Origin of the sequence: Hahella sp. CCB-MM4 (assembly GCF_002260525.1) — a bacterium.
In the GTDB taxonomy this organism is placed as follows: domain Bacteria; phylum Pseudomonadota; class Gammaproteobacteria; order Pseudomonadales; family Oleiphilaceae; genus Hahella.
On sequence record NZ_MRYI01000003.1, the window covers coordinates 249,765 to 267,200 of the forward strand.

Annotated in this window: 12 protein-coding genes and 2 tRNA genes; 3 read left to right on the plus strand and 11 right to left on the minus strand. The window is 50.1% G+C overall.

Features of this window, described 5'->3' with window-relative positions; translation table 11 throughout:
• Positions 1 to 3: 3 nt before the first annotated feature.
• Positions 4 to 3,204: an error-prone DNA polymerase gene (locus BTA51_RS08275; RefSeq protein WP_094706973.1), complete on the plus strand. Its 3,201-nt coding sequence runs from the start codon at positions 4 to 6 to the stop codon at positions 3,202 to 3,204.
• A gap of 76 nt (positions 3,205 to 3,280) precedes the next feature.
• On the opposite strand, the gene BTA51_RS08280 is transcribed toward BTA51_RS08275, so the two are convergent.
• From BTA51_RS08280 to BTA51_RS08320, 9 genes are all read right to left on the minus strand, one after another.
• Positions 3,281 to 3,658 carry a hypothetical protein gene (locus BTA51_RS08280; RefSeq protein WP_094706974.1) on the minus strand — a complete coding sequence of 126 codons (378 nt, stop codon included), beginning with the start codon at positions 3,656 to 3,658 and terminating at the stop codon, positions 3,281 to 3,283.
• Between the two features lie 103 nt (positions 3,659 to 3,761).
• Positions 3,762 to 4,535, minus strand: coding sequence for an Imm49 family immunity protein (locus BTA51_RS08285; RefSeq protein WP_094706975.1), 774 nt, complete (start codon positions 4,533 to 4,535; stop codon positions 3,762 to 3,764).
• 3 nt (positions 4,536 to 4,538) lie between these two features.
• Positions 4,539 to 5,117, minus strand: coding sequence for an imm11 family protein (locus tag BTA51_RS08290; RefSeq protein WP_094706976.1), 579 nt, complete (start codon positions 5,115 to 5,117; stop codon positions 4,539 to 4,541).
• 354 nt (positions 5,118 to 5,471) lie between these two features.
• Positions 5,472 to 5,547 (minus strand) — tRNA-Glu (locus BTA51_RS08295).
• Between the two features lie 30 nt (positions 5,548 to 5,577).
• A tRNA-Ala gene (locus BTA51_RS08300) sits at positions 5,578 to 5,653 on the minus strand.
• Between the two features lie 72 nt (positions 5,654 to 5,725).
• Entirely contained in the window at positions 5,726 to 7,222 is a 1,497-nt protein-coding gene (gltX, locus tag BTA51_RS08305) for a glutamate--tRNA ligase (protein WP_094706977.1), read from the minus strand.
• 156 nt (positions 7,223 to 7,378) lie between these two features.
• Complete coding sequence (locus BTA51_RS08310; RefSeq protein WP_094706978.1) at positions 7,379 to 9,877, minus strand: EAL domain-containing protein; 2,499 nt, start codon at positions 9,875 to 9,877, stop codon at positions 7,379 to 7,381.
• Position 9,878: 1 nt separating this feature from the next.
• On the minus strand, positions 9,879 to 10,976 hold the full coding sequence (locus BTA51_RS08315) for a spermidine/putrescine ABC transporter substrate-binding protein (RefSeq protein ID WP_246840972.1): 1,098 nt from the start codon (positions 10,974 to 10,976) through the stop codon (positions 9,879 to 9,881).
• Between the two features lie 407 nt (positions 10,977 to 11,383).
• Positions 11,384 to 13,012, minus strand: coding sequence for a diguanylate cyclase domain-containing protein (locus BTA51_RS08320; RefSeq protein WP_094706979.1), 1,629 nt, complete (start codon positions 13,010 to 13,012; stop codon positions 11,384 to 11,386).
• A gap of 318 nt (positions 13,013 to 13,330) precedes the next feature.
• On the opposite strand from BTA51_RS08320, the gene BTA51_RS08325 reads away from it, so the two are divergent.
• Positions 13,331 to 13,756 (plus strand): hypothetical protein, encoded by a 426-nt coding sequence (locus BTA51_RS08325; protein WP_094706980.1) that lies wholly within the window; start codon positions 13,331 to 13,333, stop codon positions 13,754 to 13,756.
• Between the two features lie 159 nt (positions 13,757 to 13,915).
• Here BTA51_RS08325 and msrA read toward each other — a convergent pair whose 3' ends face one another.
• Both msrA and BTA51_RS08335 read right to left on the minus strand, forming a co-directional pair.
• On the minus strand, positions 13,916 to 14,563 hold the full coding sequence (gene msrA / locus BTA51_RS08330) for a peptide-methionine (S)-S-oxide reductase MsrA (protein ID WP_094706981.1): 648 nt from the start codon (positions 14,561 to 14,563) through the stop codon (positions 13,916 to 13,918).
• A 188-nt stretch (positions 14,564 to 14,751) separates the two neighbouring features.
• A complete protein-coding gene (locus BTA51_RS08335) occupies positions 14,752 to 15,555 on the minus strand; it encodes a UDP-2,3-diacylglucosamine diphosphatase (protein WP_094706982.1) in 804 nt (267 codons plus the stop codon).
• Between the two features lie 262 nt (positions 15,556 to 15,817).
• Between BTA51_RS08335 and BTA51_RS08340 the strand changes: the two genes are divergently transcribed.
• Positions 15,818 to 17,431: a response regulator gene (locus BTA51_RS08340; protein ID WP_094706983.1), complete on the plus strand. Its 1,614-nt coding sequence runs from the start codon at positions 15,818 to 15,820 to the stop codon at positions 17,429 to 17,431.
• Positions 17,432 to 17,436 lie beyond the last annotated feature (5 nt).

A 17,436-nucleotide genomic window follows, 5' to 3' on the forward strand; every position in this document is an offset into this window, starting at 1 on the left:
GCCATGAGCTTTGCCGAACTTCACTGCATCAGTAATTTCAGTTTCCTGCGCGGGGCTTCTCATCCCGAAGAGCTGGTGCAACAGGCCATATCGGAAGGCTACAAAGGCCTTGCCATTACCGATGAATGCTCGGTTGCCGGAGTGGTAAAGGCATGGAATGAGGTCAAAGCATGGAACGAAACAAAAAAGCCGAAGGAGGAAGAGGACTTCAAACTGATCATCGGCAGCGAATTTCATCACGCCGGGGACTGTTTCGTCGTTCTTTGCCAGAATCGACAGGGATACGGCGAACTCTGTCGCCTGATCACCCTCTGTCGCAGACGCGCAGAAAAAGGCCACTATGTTTTCACTCCTGAAGACTTACTGAACCTCCATCATTGCGTTTTACTTTGGCGGCCGCAGTTTTACCCGCTTTCTCACTCACAGCTTCACTTTCAGTCCCAGCTTCACTTTCAGTCCCAGCTCCACTCTCAGTCCCAGTTACACTCGCAATCCCCTTTCAGCGGCCAAGACCCAGACGGGCTGGCGACCCTGCTCCGGCACTTCTCAAAACGAATCTGGCTGCTGCTGGAGCTTCATCTGGTGGAACAGGACCTTGTACAGCTACAGCAGGTAGAACGGCTGTCACAACAGCTCCTGTTGCCGATTGTCGCCAGCAACTATACCCAGATGCATCATCCCGATAGAAAAATGCTGCATGATGCACTGACCGCCATCCGTCTCAATACACCTGTTCATGACATTAGGTCCCAACTCAAGCCCAACGCCGAGCACCATCTTCGTTCATTACAGAAGCTCACAGCGATCTACAAACAGGAATATCTCTCCGAGTCTTTAAAGATTATCAGCCTCTGCGCATTCAAGCTGAGCGAGCTCTGCTACCAGTATCCTGAAGAATCCGTCCCTCCGGGGTATACCGCCAAAACCTACCTTCGCGAGTCGACCTATGAAGGGGCTCACAGGCGCTACCCAGAGGGAATCCCGGACAGTGTCATCGCTCTGATCGAAAAAGAACTGCGTATCATCGATGAGCTGAACTATGAGTACTATTTCCTGACCATCTACGACATCGTCAGATACGCGCGCAGCCAGGACATCCTGTGCCAGGGGCGCGGATCAGCCGCCAACTCTGTGGTTTGTTACTGCCTGGGTATCACCGAGGTAGACCCCACCAAGGCCAGCCTGCTCTTTGAACGCTTTATCTCCAAGCGGCGTAACGAACCACCGGACATTGACGTGGACTTTGAAAATGCCCGCCGCGAAGAAGTGATTCAATACATATACGAACGCTATGGGCGCGACCGCTGCGCCATTGCAGCAACTGTCATCACATACCGAGCCAAAAGCGCTATCCGGGATTTGGGAAAGGCCCTCGGTGTGGATCTGATGCAACTGGAAAACGTCATCGCCAATTACGGCTGGCGTTATCGGGGCAAAGACTGGATGGATGAAGTGATTACTCCGCAGATTTCCCAGAACAACCATACGCTGAGTTGTATGCGGGCTTTGTTGCCTCGGCTACTCGGGTTTCCCCGACATTTGTCTCAGCACGTCGGAGGCTTTGTCATCTCCCAGGGGCCCTTGATTGAACTGGTTCCTGTAGAGAATGCTGCCATGGAGAATCGTACCGTCATTCAGTGGGATAAAGAGGATCTGGAATCGCTGTACTTGATGAAAGTCGATGTCCTGGCTCTCGGAATGCTCACGGCCATTCGGAAAACCCTGAAATATATCGAAGCTCAGAAGGGGCATCCGTTCACCATGGCGGATATTCCCAAGGATGGAGACCAAAAGGTTTATGGCATGTTGCAGAAAGCCGATACCGTGGGTTTGTTTCAGGTGGAATCGCGAGCCCAGATGAATATGCTGCCCCGCCTCAAACCCGAAAAGTATTATGATCTGGTCGTTCAGGTCGCTATCGTGCGCCCCGGCCCCATCCATGGTGACATGGTGCATCCCTATCTCAGACGCAAAAATCAGGAGGAAAAACCGGATGTGCCTCTGGCAGAACTGGAACCGATCCTGGAACGCACCTTCGGCGTCCCCATTTTCCAGGAACAGGTGATTGCCATTGCGATGGTGGGAGCTGACTTTAACGCAGACGAAGCAGAAGATCTGCGCCGCTCAATGGCCAGTTGGAAAAAGCAGGGACATATGAACCGCCTTCGTAACAAATTAACTGAGCGGCTACTGAACAAAGGGATTAATAAAGAGTACGTAGAACGACTCTGCCGACAGATAGAAGGTTTCGGGGAATATGGCTTTCCCGAATCCCATGCAGCCAGTTTTGCCCTGTTGGCTTATATATCCGCCTGGCTGAAGTTTTATCATCCTGCCGCCTTTCTCTGCGGACTCCTGAACAGCCAGCCCATGGGTTTCTATCGCCCATGGCAACTGATACAGGATGCACAACGACATGGGGTTACCGTGCTTCCAGTGGATATCAACCATAGTCTCTGGGACCACCATTTACAGCCTCCTGAGAAATCTGCCGGGGAAGGACCATTACGTCTGGGTTTTCGATCTGTCAAAGGCCTCAGCCAGAAAGCTGCGGATAGGATTTGCCAATCCCGACCTCCACATGGTTTCAAGGCGATGACAGAAGTCATGGGCCTGCCCGGCATAAGCCGTGATGACCTGGAAGCCCTGGCATCTGCCAACGCATTCGAAACACTGGGCAAACATCGTTACCAACAACGCTGGGAGGCTTCGGCGCATCATTTTTACAACCAGCTGTTCATGGAGCTGGAACCACCCAGCCATCCCCTCACCGCACCCGCCCGGCTGGACAGCATCATCGAAGACCACAGCAGCACCGGCGTCATTCTGGGGGATCATCCGATGGCGTATTTAAGAGATCAATCCATTCTGGAAGATTGTGTGTCAGCAGAAGATCTCTACCAACTCGATATCGAAAAAGAAGTTTACGTGGCCGGAGTCGTCGTCAACCGCCAACGGCCCGGAACATCCGCCGGGGTGACCTTTGTCACACTGGAAGATGAGACCGGCTCTATCAATGTCGTGGTCTGGCTACAGACAGCCCTCAACCAAATGAAGGAACTGGTAAAAGCCCGTCTGCTCAAGGTTTACGGGAAAATCGACAAGGATGCCGGTGGAGAGGTGGTTCACGTCATTGCTTACAAGCTGTTTGATTTGACCCATCAGCTTGTTCGGCTTGAATCAAGATCAAGGGATTATCATTAGGCGGTCGGCGGGGGGTTATCTATAACCTCAACGCCTTTAGTTTGAGCCGCGTCAGTCCATCCTAAACCTAAGCTTATTAGGTGCCTTTATATGACAGCGCTTCAAGTAGCGTTGCCTTTAAATATTTGTCATTCGTTTTTTGATACAGACGTTTTACTAATTCATCAGATTTCTTTGATGTTAGTTCGAAAACTATATCGGCTAGTTTTTCTGAAGATTTTTTATCTTCGTCGAAAACTCTCTCAATCCAATCGCTTATTAAATCGCTTGCCATTTCAGAGTAGCCAACTCCAGATGTGCGATATTGAGCAATGTTGTATAGCGCGAAGGCAATGTTGGTAATAGTTTCTTCGGTTTCAGATTGGTTAGACTGAATAATCTCGCAAGCTAGAGTATTACTATCCGTTTCGCTTATTTCGCTATCTAGGTTTAGACCTATTTCAAGTGAATTCATGTTTATCTCACTTACACAAACGAAAATGGGGTTAGGCCTTACACCACCAATTTCAAAGAATTAGAAAGATCTCCTGCCCCCTTCGCCTCTTTGGGCGAGACGGTCATGTAGTTGGGATCTCCGGTGTTTTCCAGCTATGGTCGGAGTAGGCAAGCGAAACCGGCTCGCACAAAATGGAGGGAACAAACGGGTAGTCGTCCTGCACCGCCAGCCCCCGTCTCCGGGCCAGGATCACAAGGGCTAGCGCCTCCACACATAAGCGACCTTCAGTTTTCACCCGCTCCATTCCCACGGTGTCGGCGTTGGCCAGTTTCAGATAGAGGGCTTCGTGATCCTCCCAAAGCAGGGCCAGGGCCTCCTCGAACAGCTCCGAATCCCCCGCTTGCAAGGCGCGACAGATGTCGAAACGAAAGTCGTCCTGGGCAAGGGTATCCTCGTAAGCGGTTAAGATGGCCTCCCCGTGCTCCTCGTTGTTTCGGTAAAAAACTTCCATCAGGTAGTGCAAATAGAGGAAATCCTCCTCGTACTCCAGGTTTGGGTTGTGGGTTTGTCGCGAAAAGCTGGCAATCTGACGTGCCCCGTCCTCATCACCACTGATCACGGCGTCAAAAAAAGGAACACCCAACCCCGTTGCCTTCTTGCCTTCGTTCGCCTTCATCAGCCATTGCTTGTAAGCGCGACCGCCTCGATGGAAGCAGTCCAAACACACTTCGGGACGCGCCCTCATAAACAGATCACTAATCCCTCTGATGCGGTAGTGAGTATTGAGGGCCAGCACCTCCGTAAGCTCAGCACCGGGTGCCATGACGGCGGGAACCAAACGGCCCACATCATAGGCGGCATTGTCGAAGAAAACGGGCAACAGGTGGGTAGACATGGACTAAACGATCTCCAACTCATCAAGGAGCAGATTGGTTGTCTCTGCATCCCTCAAGGCATTGGTAAGCGCTTCACTGAAGACGATATCCGTTTTGGAGCCGGCGATACGAAATATATGAGGCGCATGCTCTAACTTCGTGTGGCTAAGAATCAACTCCTCAAAATATTCGATGGCGCCATCGTCATCCAGCTCCACCTCCGCGGCCTCATAATCCAGGCAATCGATGATCCGCAATGGATTGATGAAACACAAATCCTGGGAATGCACCTTGTTCTTGTGGTTGATCAGGGTAAACGGCAAAAACTCAACACCCTCGGGCGCAAACTCGCGCACAATGGCTTCCACCTTCGAAGATGCGATGAAACACCCTCTGGTGTTGCCCACGATATCTTCAAGCTTCGTGCCCGGATTTTCCTCGCGCAGATACACTTTTGCATCCTGGGGAAAGTGGGGGGTTGCCTGCATACCTGTGGTAAGGGTGAAGCTATACTTTCCCATATCCTTGGGGGCGTCTTCGATCAGACAAAGCCTGCTGTTGTTCAAGTCCCCGGTAGACTGGAATTGAAAGTAAGACGTCATGCATTACTCCTCTATTTCTATTTGACGAATTCGGTCGTGTCCAATTTGTCCAGAGCGCAGACCTTGGAAACACAAATAGCTTTGTAGAGGCGCTTGGACAGCCTTTCTATTTTGCGCTTAAGTGGCTTGTATTTAAACTCTTTGAATCGCCACTAGTTTTGTAGACACTGCGAATAAATGGAATCAGAACCACGTTAAATATTTGGGGGCATCATTAACTGTAAATAATGCAGTTGTTACAAATATGCAGGTGCAGGTATAGAAGAAGACCGATGACAGCATTCAGGTTTGGATTCATCTGAATCATAAAGACAAATAAAAAAGCCCCGCACTTTCGTGCAGGGCTTATTTATTTGGCGTCCCCTAGGGGATTCGAACCCCTGTTACCGCCGTGAAAGGGCGGTGTCCTAGGCCTCTAGACGAAGGGGACTAAGAACTTTTTTCACTCCCGAGAAGGAAGTGGTGGAGCCAGACGGGATCGAACCGTCGACCTCAACGCTGCCAGCGTTGCGCTCTCCCAGCTGAGCTATGGCCCCAAACAACGGAGGCGTATGTTAGAGAGTACGGGTGTCCGAGTCAAGAACAAATCGCCTTAATTTATAATTTTTTTATCCTTCCTCTGAAACCGCCTGAAAATCGGCGAATTCCTTCTCCAGTTTTTTCAGACCTTTCTTGGAAACGCCGCCCAAAACTTCGATCGCATCACGCAGACGGGCACGTGACATATCCGGTCCGATAAACTCCAGAGATTCCATGATCGACCAGGAGTTTGGAGTGCCTGCAATAGCAACAAAAATCGGGAACATAAAGTCACCCATTTTGAAGCCCAGGTACTTGGAGAGCTTCTTGGCGTGAGCAAACAGATTGTCTTTATGCCACTCACGCTCCTGCTCATAGGTCCAGAGAATTAACTGAAGCACTTTCTTCTGGCTATCCAGATCCAGTTTGCCACTACTGAAATGGCCTTCATTTAACCCAAGGTAGCCGCTGCGAATAAACGTTGTCATCGGTGCCACATCGGACAGCACCTCAACCCTACTCCGGATCTGCGGAACCAGAGGTGCCAGCTTGGCCAACCCGTATCCCCAATCCTCTACCCTTTCGATAAAGGATTCATCATCGAGAGTCTCTCTGATCCATAGGGCATTCAACCAGCGCAGTTTAACCAGATCGAATATTGGTCCCCCAAGGGAAACCCGATTGATATCGAAGTGCTCAATCATTTCCGCCAGCGTGAACTTCTCACGCTCGTCTGGCATGGACCATCCCATACGTCCGAGATAGTTCATCAGCGCTTCCGGCAATACACCAAACCGCTCGTAGAAATTAATGCTGGTAGGATTCTTACGCTTGCTCAGCTTGCTCTTGTCCGGGTTACGCAACAACGGCATGTGGCACAGTGTCGGCATATCCCACCCAAAGTACTCGTACAGGAGCTTGTGCTTGGGAGCCGAGTTGATCCATTCCTCACCCCGGATGACGTGAGTAATCCCCATCAAATGATCATCAACCACGTTGGCCAGGTGATAGGTCGGCATCCCGTCAGATTTGAGCAGTATCTGGCAATCCACCTGCGCCCAATCGATTTCAATCGTGCCGCGCAGCATATCCTCAACCACGCATACACCTTCATCAGGTACCTTCATACGGATAACATGGGGTTGACCTTCCGCCAGACGACGCTGAACTTCATCTGCCGACAGTTCGAGATCCCCTTTGATACCGGGGTTCAGGCCCTGAGCCTTCCTTTCTTCCCGAATGGCTTCCAGCTCTTCAGGTGTCCTGAAACAATAGAAAGCATGGCCTTTTTCAACCAGTTGCTCGGCATAGCCCTTATAGCTGTCTTTACGTTCACTCTGCCTGTAAGGGCCGTGTGGACCGCCTACATCCGGCCCTTCGTCCCATTCGAGTCCCATCCATCTGAGCGCCTTGAGGATATCGTCCTCTGATTGCTGAGTACTACGCGCCTGATCAGTATCCTCTATACGAAGGATAAACTGACCGCCATGCTGGCGGGCAAAGCACAGGTTGAAGAGTGCAATATAGGCAGTACCGACATGGGGATCACCCGTCGGAGATGGTGCAATTCGGGTTCTTACCGTCATTAATGAAAATCCTGTTGCGGGACGAAAGTTAAATGAGGACGCATTATATCGGGGAGAGGGCGTTTTTTACACTGGTTCAGACAGGCCAGTGTTAGTGGCAATAGACTGTAAGAGTTTAGAAGACACCGCAAACCCGAGAACGGGAGTGACGATAGGCTACAAATCAGTCGTCATAATAGGTGCTGCGGTATTGAAAATATCAGCGCGGAAGTCTGTACGTAGCTGCTCAGGCGATACCGGCGACTGTAGATACCCTCCCTGCGCATAGTCTGCGCCGAAACGCTTCATCATCAGCATACTTGTACTTTTTTCGATGCCCATGACCACCACTTCAATACCTAGACTGTGGGCAAGTTTCATCGTTGATTCGGCGATTCTTTCATTACGGGAGTCATATTCAATCTCCCTTACCATTGAGGAAGCGACCTTGATCCGGTCAAAGGGATATTTTCTTATCATGGTCAGGGAAATATCATCCCTGCCGAAATCATCCAAAGTGACTTTTATTCCCCTACTCTGAAACTCCTTGAAGAGCTCCAGGAGACTTGATTCCTCCGGATACTCCCGTATCGCACTTTCGCTGATTTCAACTTCCAGCAACTGGCCGTTGAGCTCATATCTGTCCATGCAATTATCAATCTGTTGAATCAGATTGCCGGAACACAATTGTTTCAACGAAAAGTTAAATGAAACTCTTACCGGCTCAGCATACCGGCCGTTGAGTTTTTTGCAGGCCTGCCCCATAAGATCCACCGCCAATTCATCCAGCTTGACCCGCTGGCCGATCTCCTCCGCCACGCTGAAGAACTGTTCCTGGGTCATGATCCCGTGCTCAGGATGATTCCATCGCAACATGGCTTCAAACTCAGACGCCATGCCGTTTCCTAGAGAGACCTTCGGCTGCATATACACCATGAACTGATCATTCTGGATAGCCCGTTTAAGCTCTTTTTCTATCACCAGACGTTTTTCAGATGACGCATTCAATGCATGGGTAAAGAAACGATAACGATTCCCCGGTAACTGCTTGGCATCGTACATTGCCAGATCTGCACTCTTCATCAGCAGATCGGGAGACTGACCGTCCAGCGGATATATTGAAATACCGATACTGATATTGATGGATATTGAGATACCTTTGACATCGAAGGCTCTTTGAAACTGCTCGATGATGCGGGAGGCCACAACCGACGCCTGATGGGCTTTCTTGATATCACGTAACAAAACACTGAATTCATCTCCGCCGGTGCGAACCAGAACCTGATCTGTGACACCATCTTCAGACAAGACCTGCCTGGAAACCTCATCCGACAGGCGAAGGCAGGACAATATGCGTTTAGAGGCCTCTTTGACCAGCTCGTCCCCGACAGAGTTTCCATACTGCAGATTGATATCCTTAAACCCGTTCAGATCGATATACAGCACCCCGAATACCTGATCCTGTCGACCCGCGAGGCTGACGGCTTTATCAAGAATCAGAGTAAATGCCTGCCGATTGGGAAGACCGGTCAACGGGTCAAAATAGGTCATCTCCTTGATTTTGCTACGCACCAGACGCTGGGATTCGGCCAGATCATTCACCAGCGAATGAAGCTCCCCGAATTCGTCCTGCCGGTCGTCGGTCAATATCATTTCTCTACCGGCACGAAAATCCAGCAGTTGGTTCTTTAGCCGCATCAATGGCGTTACTAACATGCCGTTCAAGCTGGAATAAATCAGCAGGAAGGCTACCACAATAACCCCGACGACGCTCCAACCGATCCCCCAGACGATCGGGTTGACCACCCGACTGATAACCTCCTGGGTAATAATGCCGGTGGCCAGAAGCTGATCCGTCACCCGGTAAAAGCCTCCAAGATAGTAATCCTGGCCAATATTGATACTGCGCAGTCGGCCAATCCCGGAATTCACCACCTGACTGACCAGGGACCGCATCTTGTCATCCAACACCAGGGTGGAAAAATACGGATCACCGGTAGAGCTGGTCAGTGCCACCAGGCCTTCCGGCAAATCCAGTGTCGCTGCCAGCCGGTTGTTGATATTGGGAATACGTAACACCAGCACCAGATATCCCTTATACCGGGAAACTCCGGTGCCGGTACCCGGCGTATCCTGCTCAGGTGCCAGGATTCTCTGGGCAATAACATAGTCAATATAACCGCCAGAGCTGCTGTCAAAGTAGAGCTTGTCCATGAATTTCGGACTTTCAGAGATCAACCGCTTATGAAAATCCTCTTTATTGCTCGGACTGGCGAATTCGTCCACCACCAGGGTATCGGCTCTCCCATCCGGCAGGTAAATGCCGATTTCCGTATATTGGGGAAAGGCCCGGCGGTAATCACTCAGAATCCCCAGAACTGCCGGTTGCATTACCCGGTATCTGGTGGATTCGGGAAGCGCAAGATAACGCGCAATCACCTCGTTGGTGGCAAACAGATCCAGGTTTGCGCGGGCCGTTGCCAATTCCCTGGAAAGTTCGGAGCTAAGACTTCGCAAAGCCAGTTCCATCTGGTTTTCCAGTATGCGCAGGCTGTTCTCACGCATATACAAATAGGACATGGTCCCTACGGCAATCAAAGGCAGGGTAATCAGCGGCAATACCACCAAAAAAATTTTCAGCCTGAGATTAATTTTTGATGCCAAAGGTCCAAACATATTACTTAGTCAACTCAAGAAACAACTGATTGCGATGCCGCACCAGGTCCGGACTGACCGGAATGTAGGACTCCGCTTTTTCCATTACATCTGCGGGAGGATAAATGATCTGATTTTCCCGATGTTCTCTGCTTTGATATTGCTCAACACCTCGAACCGTCGAGGCATAGTTCAATGACTCCGCCATCAAAGCAGCATTTTCAGGCTCTAATAGGAAATTAATAAACTGAAGGGCTTTGTCGGGCTGTCGGGAAGCCTTGGCCACAGCAATATAATCCACCCAGAGGTTGGTTCCTTCTTCCGGGTGAACATATTTAATCCGCTTATCGATATTCTGCAACGTAAGCGCATCCCCGCTATACACCATAGCCATGGCAATTCGTCCGTGCAGTAGTTCCGAAGATTCATCCAGTCTTGGATAAGCATAGCTCAAGACAAAGCTTTTTTGCCCTATTAATACACGATAGGCCGCATCAAGATCCTGCAAGGATGTCGGATTCAATGACAAACCAAGGGATTTCTGCGCCATACCAAAGACATCAACAGAATCGTTGATCATCATGATGTGCTGCCAAAGATCCGGATTGGGGTGAAAAAAGTCATTCCAGGACCTGGGCTCCTTGTCCAGCAAATCGGGCCTGTAGGCGATACCTATCGTCCCCCACAGCAATGGAACAGCATAGTCTTCCAACTCAGGAACAAACTTTAGCCACCTGGGCGAAATGCGGGAATGGTTGGGGAGATCTGTCTCTTTCAGGTGGGCAATCCATTGCGGAGCAATGTAATCCCGCATACTGGCACCAGAGCCGATAATCAAATCCAGCCCTTTTCCGCCGGTTTGGGCCAGCAGGGCCTGCTTACCTTCATCGGAAGTGAAATAGTGAAAATCGATTCTGATTCCTGTCTGCTCGTGGAACTTGTAGGTCAGCTCAACTGGCATATAGTCGGGCCAGTTGTACAACATCAGTGTATTGGAGGATTCAGAATTCGGGGAACCCTGTTCAGACCGGGCCTCTGTAATCAAGGGCGGGAGCAGTCCCGCCAGCATGATCAGCAAGCAAAAACGAATCGTAAAACCGCTATGTTTGGTTCTCCACATGAAGATGGATGGCTACCCCTGGCGACAATGCGTTAAAACATCACATTAGATTTGTCACAAAGGTTATCAAACTAGCGGTTATTAATAAAAGAAAAGCCAGCTCAATTGAGCTGGCTTTTCTTTTAATTGGTGCCTTTCAGTGCGTATCAGGCCTTGAATTCCGCTACCCACTCACCGTTGGCATCGGGCCAGCACTTAACCAGTACCGCTGAACAAGCAGCCAGGTAAGCATCCATAGCACCGTAAGAAGCAAATCTTTTAACCATGACGACTTTTATATCCTGCTTATACAACTAAAAAATCGGGACAGTGATTTTATCTCCAGGCGCTTCAGGATGAATTCGTAATAGTACGTAATTTATACAGCCTAGATCTTTTGGTGTCCTGTCAGAATCGCAGCGCAGTCCTCAGGCGTCCGCCGGAGCCATTCCGTTGGATGGGCGGACTCTGGCAGCCTGATCACGCCCGCGGTTTTTCGCCATATACATGGCCTGGTCCGCCCAGGCAATCCAGTCATCAGGACTATCCTCCTCTCCAGGAATTCCCCCTGTCACTCCACAACTGATCGTGACCCATTTCGAATGGGAAGCGTAATGATGTGGTATCTGCAGGTCGCGCACCGATTCACACATTCGCTCCGCAACCGCCATCCCCTGCTCATAGGTCGTGCTGGGGAGAACAATGATAAATTCCTCACCACCGTAACGGGCAGTCAGGTCGTAACGCTTATTGGCCGATTTGGATAACGCACAAGCGACCTCTTTCAGCACAGAGTCCCCCATCGCATGCCCGTAGTTATCGTTATATTTCTTAAATGAGTCCACGTCACAGACGATAATGGACAAAGGACAGCTTCTGCTGACACAGAATTTCCATTGTTCTGTCATGTATTGGTCAAATGCCCGGCGGTTTGCCAGCCCCGTCAGAGGATCTGTCAGGGATAAATCCCTTAATTGGGCACTTTGATCACGCATTTGCCCCACCAGCCGGTAAAACATGTCACCGATAATGCCAATTTCATCCTGATTCAGGCGCGGAGCCCTCAGTGCCTCATCATCCGGCAGATTTTTCACCCACAGGACGTAGTTCTTCAAATCCGCCAATGGCGCAATAACGAAGCTATATATGAGAAACGCAAACACCAGCATGACAAGGACAATGGCCGCCCCCATATAAAAGCTGAATTCGGTAAATGCGTTGGAGACCAGCCGGAAAAACTCACGGGAAATATTCACTTCCAGCAGAATGGCAAGATCACTGTAGAGGTCCGGCAACAGTGCATAACAAAGAAGTTTGGTTGCAGAAGCCTTTTTGACATATATGGGAAATTCATTGGTGATTTTTGCCACCACACTCTGGTGCATCATCCGTTGTTCGGGATTCCCCAGCATATACAGGTCAAATGGAACTCCTGCCGCCTGCTGCAACTTCATCAACACTGAACCGGTAATCAGTCGTCCCAGCAATAGCCCTCCCGCAGGCGGTCCGCTCAAGTCAGAATGCAATACGGGCTTCAGCGTGATCAACATCAATCCGTATTGGGTCTGCAGCAGCCCCGTATAGCCCGCGTCTTTGTCTGTCCCTGAACTCAACGCCAGAGACAGTATGAACCCGGGTACCGGGGCCTTATCCAGGGGAAGTTCCTCGATATGCATATCCAATCCGGCATCGAAATCCCAGGTTTTCCCCCACACAATCTCACCGTCAGGACGATAGTAAATCACCGCATGCAATCCAAGATTGGCCAGAGATTCGTCATTGAGATTGGAATTGATAAAGGAGGGATCACGGTTGAGAACGAACTGATAACTGTCATCCCAGGCAGACCAGTCCAGATTAATCTGATTCAGTGTTTCAAGTTCATAGAAGATTGCCCCGGTAATCCGGTCCACTTCTATTCTTGCCCGCTGCCCCTCAAGATCTTCGACCGCGGGCAGCAGCTTGGTCAGGACAACCACTGCCAGCAATATCGCCATTGAAATGATACTGAAGGCCAGTGATGCGCCGAACTTAAACCAGAGAGACAAAGTTTTCATTGTTGGGCATAACAACCATGAGTCTACTTTTTAATGGGTCAAGCAACATCGCTTCACCTTGATCCACTGACGTTCACTACGCCAAATAAACTGGTCGCCCTGACCTCCCCTGAGAACCTAGGGAATAAATACATCGTCTATATATGAAGCATAGTCGGCCCTACCCTGCTGTCTACGAATTTCCATTAAAAAGAAGTTTTAGATGGCAGCACGAAGGCGATCATCCACCACTCAAATTAGGATGAATATTCTAAAAATTATTTCTAGTATCAGCTTAACCCTGTTAACGAAAGCTTGACCAAAGTGACTGGAACAACCATGACTCAAAGCAAGGTAAATTCTCAGCTCGAGCAACTGAATGAAGCCAAAGGAAGGCTGCAGGCACAGTTATCAAGCAGCTGGGCACGGCTGGAATGCGAAGGGAAAAAGCTGCTCAACAGCATGGGGGCAGACCTGAATAATGAAGATAAAAGCCTCACCGCGATTCTTACCAGGCTACGCCAGAAAAACCCTACGCTCAGGCAGCTGACACTGAATCTCGATACATCAACCTATGACTTGAGAGAACGCGCCAACTGGAACCTGCATATGATGTCGGCGTATGCCAGGATGCAGGCAGAAAAGACTTATTCGCGGGAAATCAAACCCAGGCTTCTGGCCATGATCGATACACTGGAATCAGGCCTGAAACGGCTTTCGGAAAAAACGCCGGAAGCAAGTAATGAGGAAACTCAACCAAAGTAAGCCGTAAGATGTAAATTGCCCCTTAACCCTCGCTACTCTTGGAGCTAGAGTGGACTTAGGCCCCTTTCCCCAGGGGCTTTTTTTTATCTTAAGATTTATTTTTTAAGGCATCAGTGCTTAATGCACCGGTTCTTTGCTCAATTTTTTATGCAAATAGAATCAGCTCTGCAAGCACACGCCGACACCGGCCAACCCACAGTATCCATTAGGATTTTTCGCAAGATACTGCTGGTGATATGTCTCGGCATAATAAAAAGTTCCCAGCGGGGAGATATCGGTGGTGATCTGCCCCACCTGCCTGGAATCCAACGCTTCCTGGAATTGTTTGAGCGAGGCTTCTGCTGCCTCTTTCTGATCTGCATTATTGGTGTAGATCACTGATCGGTATTGGGTACCGACATCGTTCCCCTGTCTCATTCCCTGTGTGGGATTGTGATTTTCCCAGAAAAGCTTCAGCAGGGTCTGATAATCCACTCTGGCAGGGTCGTATACCACCAGCACAGCTTCTGCGTGACCGGTAAGACCTGAACAGACTTCTTCATAGGTGGGATTGGGTGTATATCCCCCCGTATAGCCTACCGCCGTCACATAGACTCCGGGTTGCTGCCAGAACAGGCGCTCAGCTCCCCAGAAACACCCCAGAGCAAATACGGCAATCTCAGTGTGCTCGGGAAAGGGGCCAACAAAGCTCTTACCTGACACATAGTGCTCAGGATTCACTTCCAGGGGCTCTTCACGCCCGGGAAGCGCTTTTTCAGGAGTAGGTATCACTTTTTTGAATTGCATCCAGTCATTAAGCAAGCTCATAACAGCACCTTATAGGGAAACCCCGGTCAATCTATCTATACGCTGCCTGTTTGACAACAGTCCAGCGCAGAAGGTTCAAATCCTATAAAAGGTCACATACAAGCTCGACTTATTCAGGTGTTTCAAATCCGCCCCATGTCAGTCCGACGTGACAAATTCACGATGATTCTTACGCCACAGCCCCAACGTTATTCCGATGCCACAGGCTCGCCTTCCCAGGCCAGAGACTCCTTCGGCTCAGAAGCAATCCAGCGGGGCTGTTCGGACCAATGGATAATATTTAGCTCTCCCTGATGATTCTCCACCAGAGCGGTACAGTGCTCTACCCAATCGCCATCGTTACAATAAAGCTTGCCGTTTTTCAGGCGAAATGAAGCAAAGTGAATATGCCCACAGATAAAGCCGTCCACCGTGCGCCCGCTGGCGGCCTTCAGCGCTGCTAGCTCGAATCGTTCGATAAACTGCTGGGCCTTGCCCAGATGGCTTTTCAGGTATCCCGCAAATGACCAGTACGGCAGTCCTACCATGCGGCGCAGACCATTGACCCAGCCGTTAAGTTTCAGCATCAGACTATGGGCACGGTCTCCAATGGCTAGAAGCAGCGGGCTGAGCTTCACCATTTGATCGAATTCATCCCCATGACTGACATGAAAAGTCCTGCCATCACAGGTCTTATGAGTGGTATTGAGTTTGATCTTAATACCTGCAAAAACCTGCCCTGACATCTGGCGGAAAAAGGCGTCGTGGTTTCCGGGGATATAGATGACCTCTGTTCCTTCCCTGGCCTTACGCATAACAGTACTGATGATCTGTCGGTGAACTTCCGGAAAATGGGCTTTCCGCCTCATTTCCTGCAAATCGACGATATCCCCCACCAGATACAGCTTCGGAGTGTCAACTTTTTCCAGGAAGTCCAACAGGTGGTGAGCTTGGCAGGCTGGGGTTCCGAGGTGGACATCGGATATGAATACTGCTCGGTAGGATGTTTGCATCCCGCTTCTCCTCAGGGGTTAGTACGCGATGCTAGGTTTACCGAATGACGTTTTTGTGACCAAAAAAAGACCATTTGGTTAAACCACCAGCAATTTCCGGGGCATCCAACAGAACAAACACTCCTGTTTACGAAGAATCGTATACATCAGGTGACTTTGATCACAAAAAATAACTGCCCGGAAACAGTTTTCAAGCAGGCAAGTTTCCAGATTGTGCTAGATTTATTTGTGGAATTAGGTCGATAACATAGAAGGTTGCTGAATGTCGCTTCAAACTGCATTGGTGGTGGATGATTCAAAACTCGCCCGCATTACCCTGCAAAGACTGCTGCAAAAACATAATTTGCAGGTAGAACTGGCTGAGTCCGGTGTCCAGGCTATTGAAATGCTGGAGAGTACCATGCCGGATATCATATTCATGGATCATCTGATGCCAGAATTGGATGGATTTGAGGCCACTAAAAAAATCAAGGCCAACCCCAGCACTGCCCACATCCCTGTGATCATGTGTACAGGTAAGGAAGGGGTTGATAACTACGATGAACAGGCCAGAGGCATAGGAGCTTCAGGCACCCTGTCGAAACCACCGCAACCTGACCAGTTATCCATCGTGCTGGCCGCAGCCCAATCCGGCGAAAATCTCGTCAGCCATCGGATACATGAGCCTGCTGCTAGTGTAAACGCGGCTAATATAAATAATACGGCCCACGAAGAACCTGCGGCACCTCAACCTGCCCAGCAATCGGCCGGCCATGAGCCCGCGCATCCTTCCATCGATCTCAAGGAGGTCATTGATCGTCTGGTAGCCTTGGAGCACAAAAAGACAGATCTGCCCTCTTTCGATGCCTTTGAGTCCCGCCTGAGTTCATCAGAATCCAGCATTGCCGGACTTCAGGATGCCATGATTGCGCTTAAGGAGTCGGTTAAAGACAGTGCTTCCGAGCCTGCCACAGAACAGTTTGAATCTTTCCAGTCGCAACTGGATTCGCTTGGCCAGCAGCTAAGCGGCATTCGCAACGAACTCCCACAGGCAGATTCCCTGCGCTCAGACATAGAGGGCGGTATGGAAGGCATCATCCAAGAACGTATTGCCTCTGCCCTGGCTGATTTCAAAACTGCGTTGGAAAACTCTCAGGAAAAGCCGGACAGCCGGGAAATCACGTCAAAAGTGGTTCAGGAAGTGGAAGAGGCCATTACGCCGCTGCTTGAGGAAGAAATCAGAAACCTGGAGAAACGGCTGTCTGTCACCATTGACGAGGCCGTCAGTGAATCCCGTAAAGACTTGGATGATCAGTTAAGTGAGTCCATCAAGGAAGCAGAGCTTAAAGCCAAGCCTATCCCTGGCGAACCCGATCTGGACAACCTGATAGAACGGATCCGGGCAGATATTTCCGATATTGCCACCCACACTGCGACTGCGGCAGTTGATGTCAATCTGGAAGACCGGCTCGCAGACTTTAAGGAACAAATCAACAAGGCACGGGCTGATATTCAGAATGTTGCCCAATCCGCGGCAGCCAAAGCCGATATTGGCGATATCATCAGCAATCCGAAGCTGGAAACGATGATTGAAGGTACCGTCGAGGAAATGTTGCGGGTTCAGATCAGCAAACAGGGGCAGGAGCTCGTCCAGCAAATCGCCAAGGCCCTGCGTGAGCAAACAGAAGAGAAGCAGCAGGAATTTACGGATATGGCTGCCAAACTCGAAGCTGTTGAACAGAGCAATATCGAGTTGGTCACCAAAATCAGTGATCTGGAAGAACAGAATCTTGCGCCTACCAAGTCATCAAGTTCCAACAGCGGTGGCATTGTGCTGGGTGGGGCTGCATTGGTAACCGCTGTCGTAGCCGTCGCCAAAGCTTTTGGTCTCTTCTAGGACAG

What these genes read in the sequence shown, in the direction of transcription:
- BTA51_RS08275 (WP_094706973.1), top strand. Translation starts at nt 4, where the DNA reads ATGAGCTTTGCCGAACTTCACTGCATCAGTAATTTCAGTTTCCTGCGC.
- BTA51_RS08280 (WP_094706974.1), bottom strand. Translation starts at nt 3,658, where the DNA reads ATGAATTCACTTGAAATAGGTCTAAACCTAGATAGCGAAATAAGCGAA.
- BTA51_RS08285 (WP_094706975.1), bottom strand. Translation starts at nt 4,535, where the DNA reads ATGTCTACCCACCTGTTGCCCGTTTTCTTCGACAATGCCGCCTATGAT.
- BTA51_RS08290 (WP_094706976.1), bottom strand. Translation starts at nt 5,117, where the DNA reads ATGACGTCTTACTTTCAATTCCAGTCTACCGGGGACTTGAACAACAGC.
- gltX (WP_094706977.1), bottom strand. Translation starts at nt 7,222, where the DNA reads ATGACGGTAAGAACCCGAATTGCACCATCTCCGACGGGTGATCCCCAT.
- BTA51_RS08310 (WP_094706978.1), bottom strand. Translation starts at nt 9,877, where the DNA reads ATGTTTGGACCTTTGGCATCAAAAATTAATCTCAGGCTGAAAATTTTT.
- BTA51_RS08315 (WP_246840972.1), bottom strand. Translation starts at nt 10,976, where the DNA reads ATGTGGAGAACCAAACATAGCGGTTTTACGATTCGTTTTTGCTTGCTG.
- BTA51_RS08320 (WP_094706979.1), bottom strand. Translation starts at nt 13,012, where the DNA reads ATGAAAACTTTGTCTCTCTGGTTTAAGTTCGGCGCATCACTGGCCTTC.
- BTA51_RS08325 (WP_094706980.1), top strand. Translation starts at nt 13,331, where the DNA reads ATGACTCAAAGCAAGGTAAATTCTCAGCTCGAGCAACTGAATGAAGCC.
- msrA (WP_094706981.1), bottom strand. Translation starts at nt 14,563, where the DNA reads ATGAGCTTGCTTAATGACTGGATGCAATTCAAAAAAGTGATACCTACT.
- BTA51_RS08335 (WP_094706982.1), bottom strand. Translation starts at nt 15,555, where the DNA reads ATGCAAACATCCTACCGAGCAGTATTCATATCCGATGTCCACCTCGGA.
- BTA51_RS08340 (WP_094706983.1), top strand. Translation starts at nt 15,818, where the DNA reads ATGTCGCTTCAAACTGCATTGGTGGTGGATGATTCAAAACTCGCCCGC.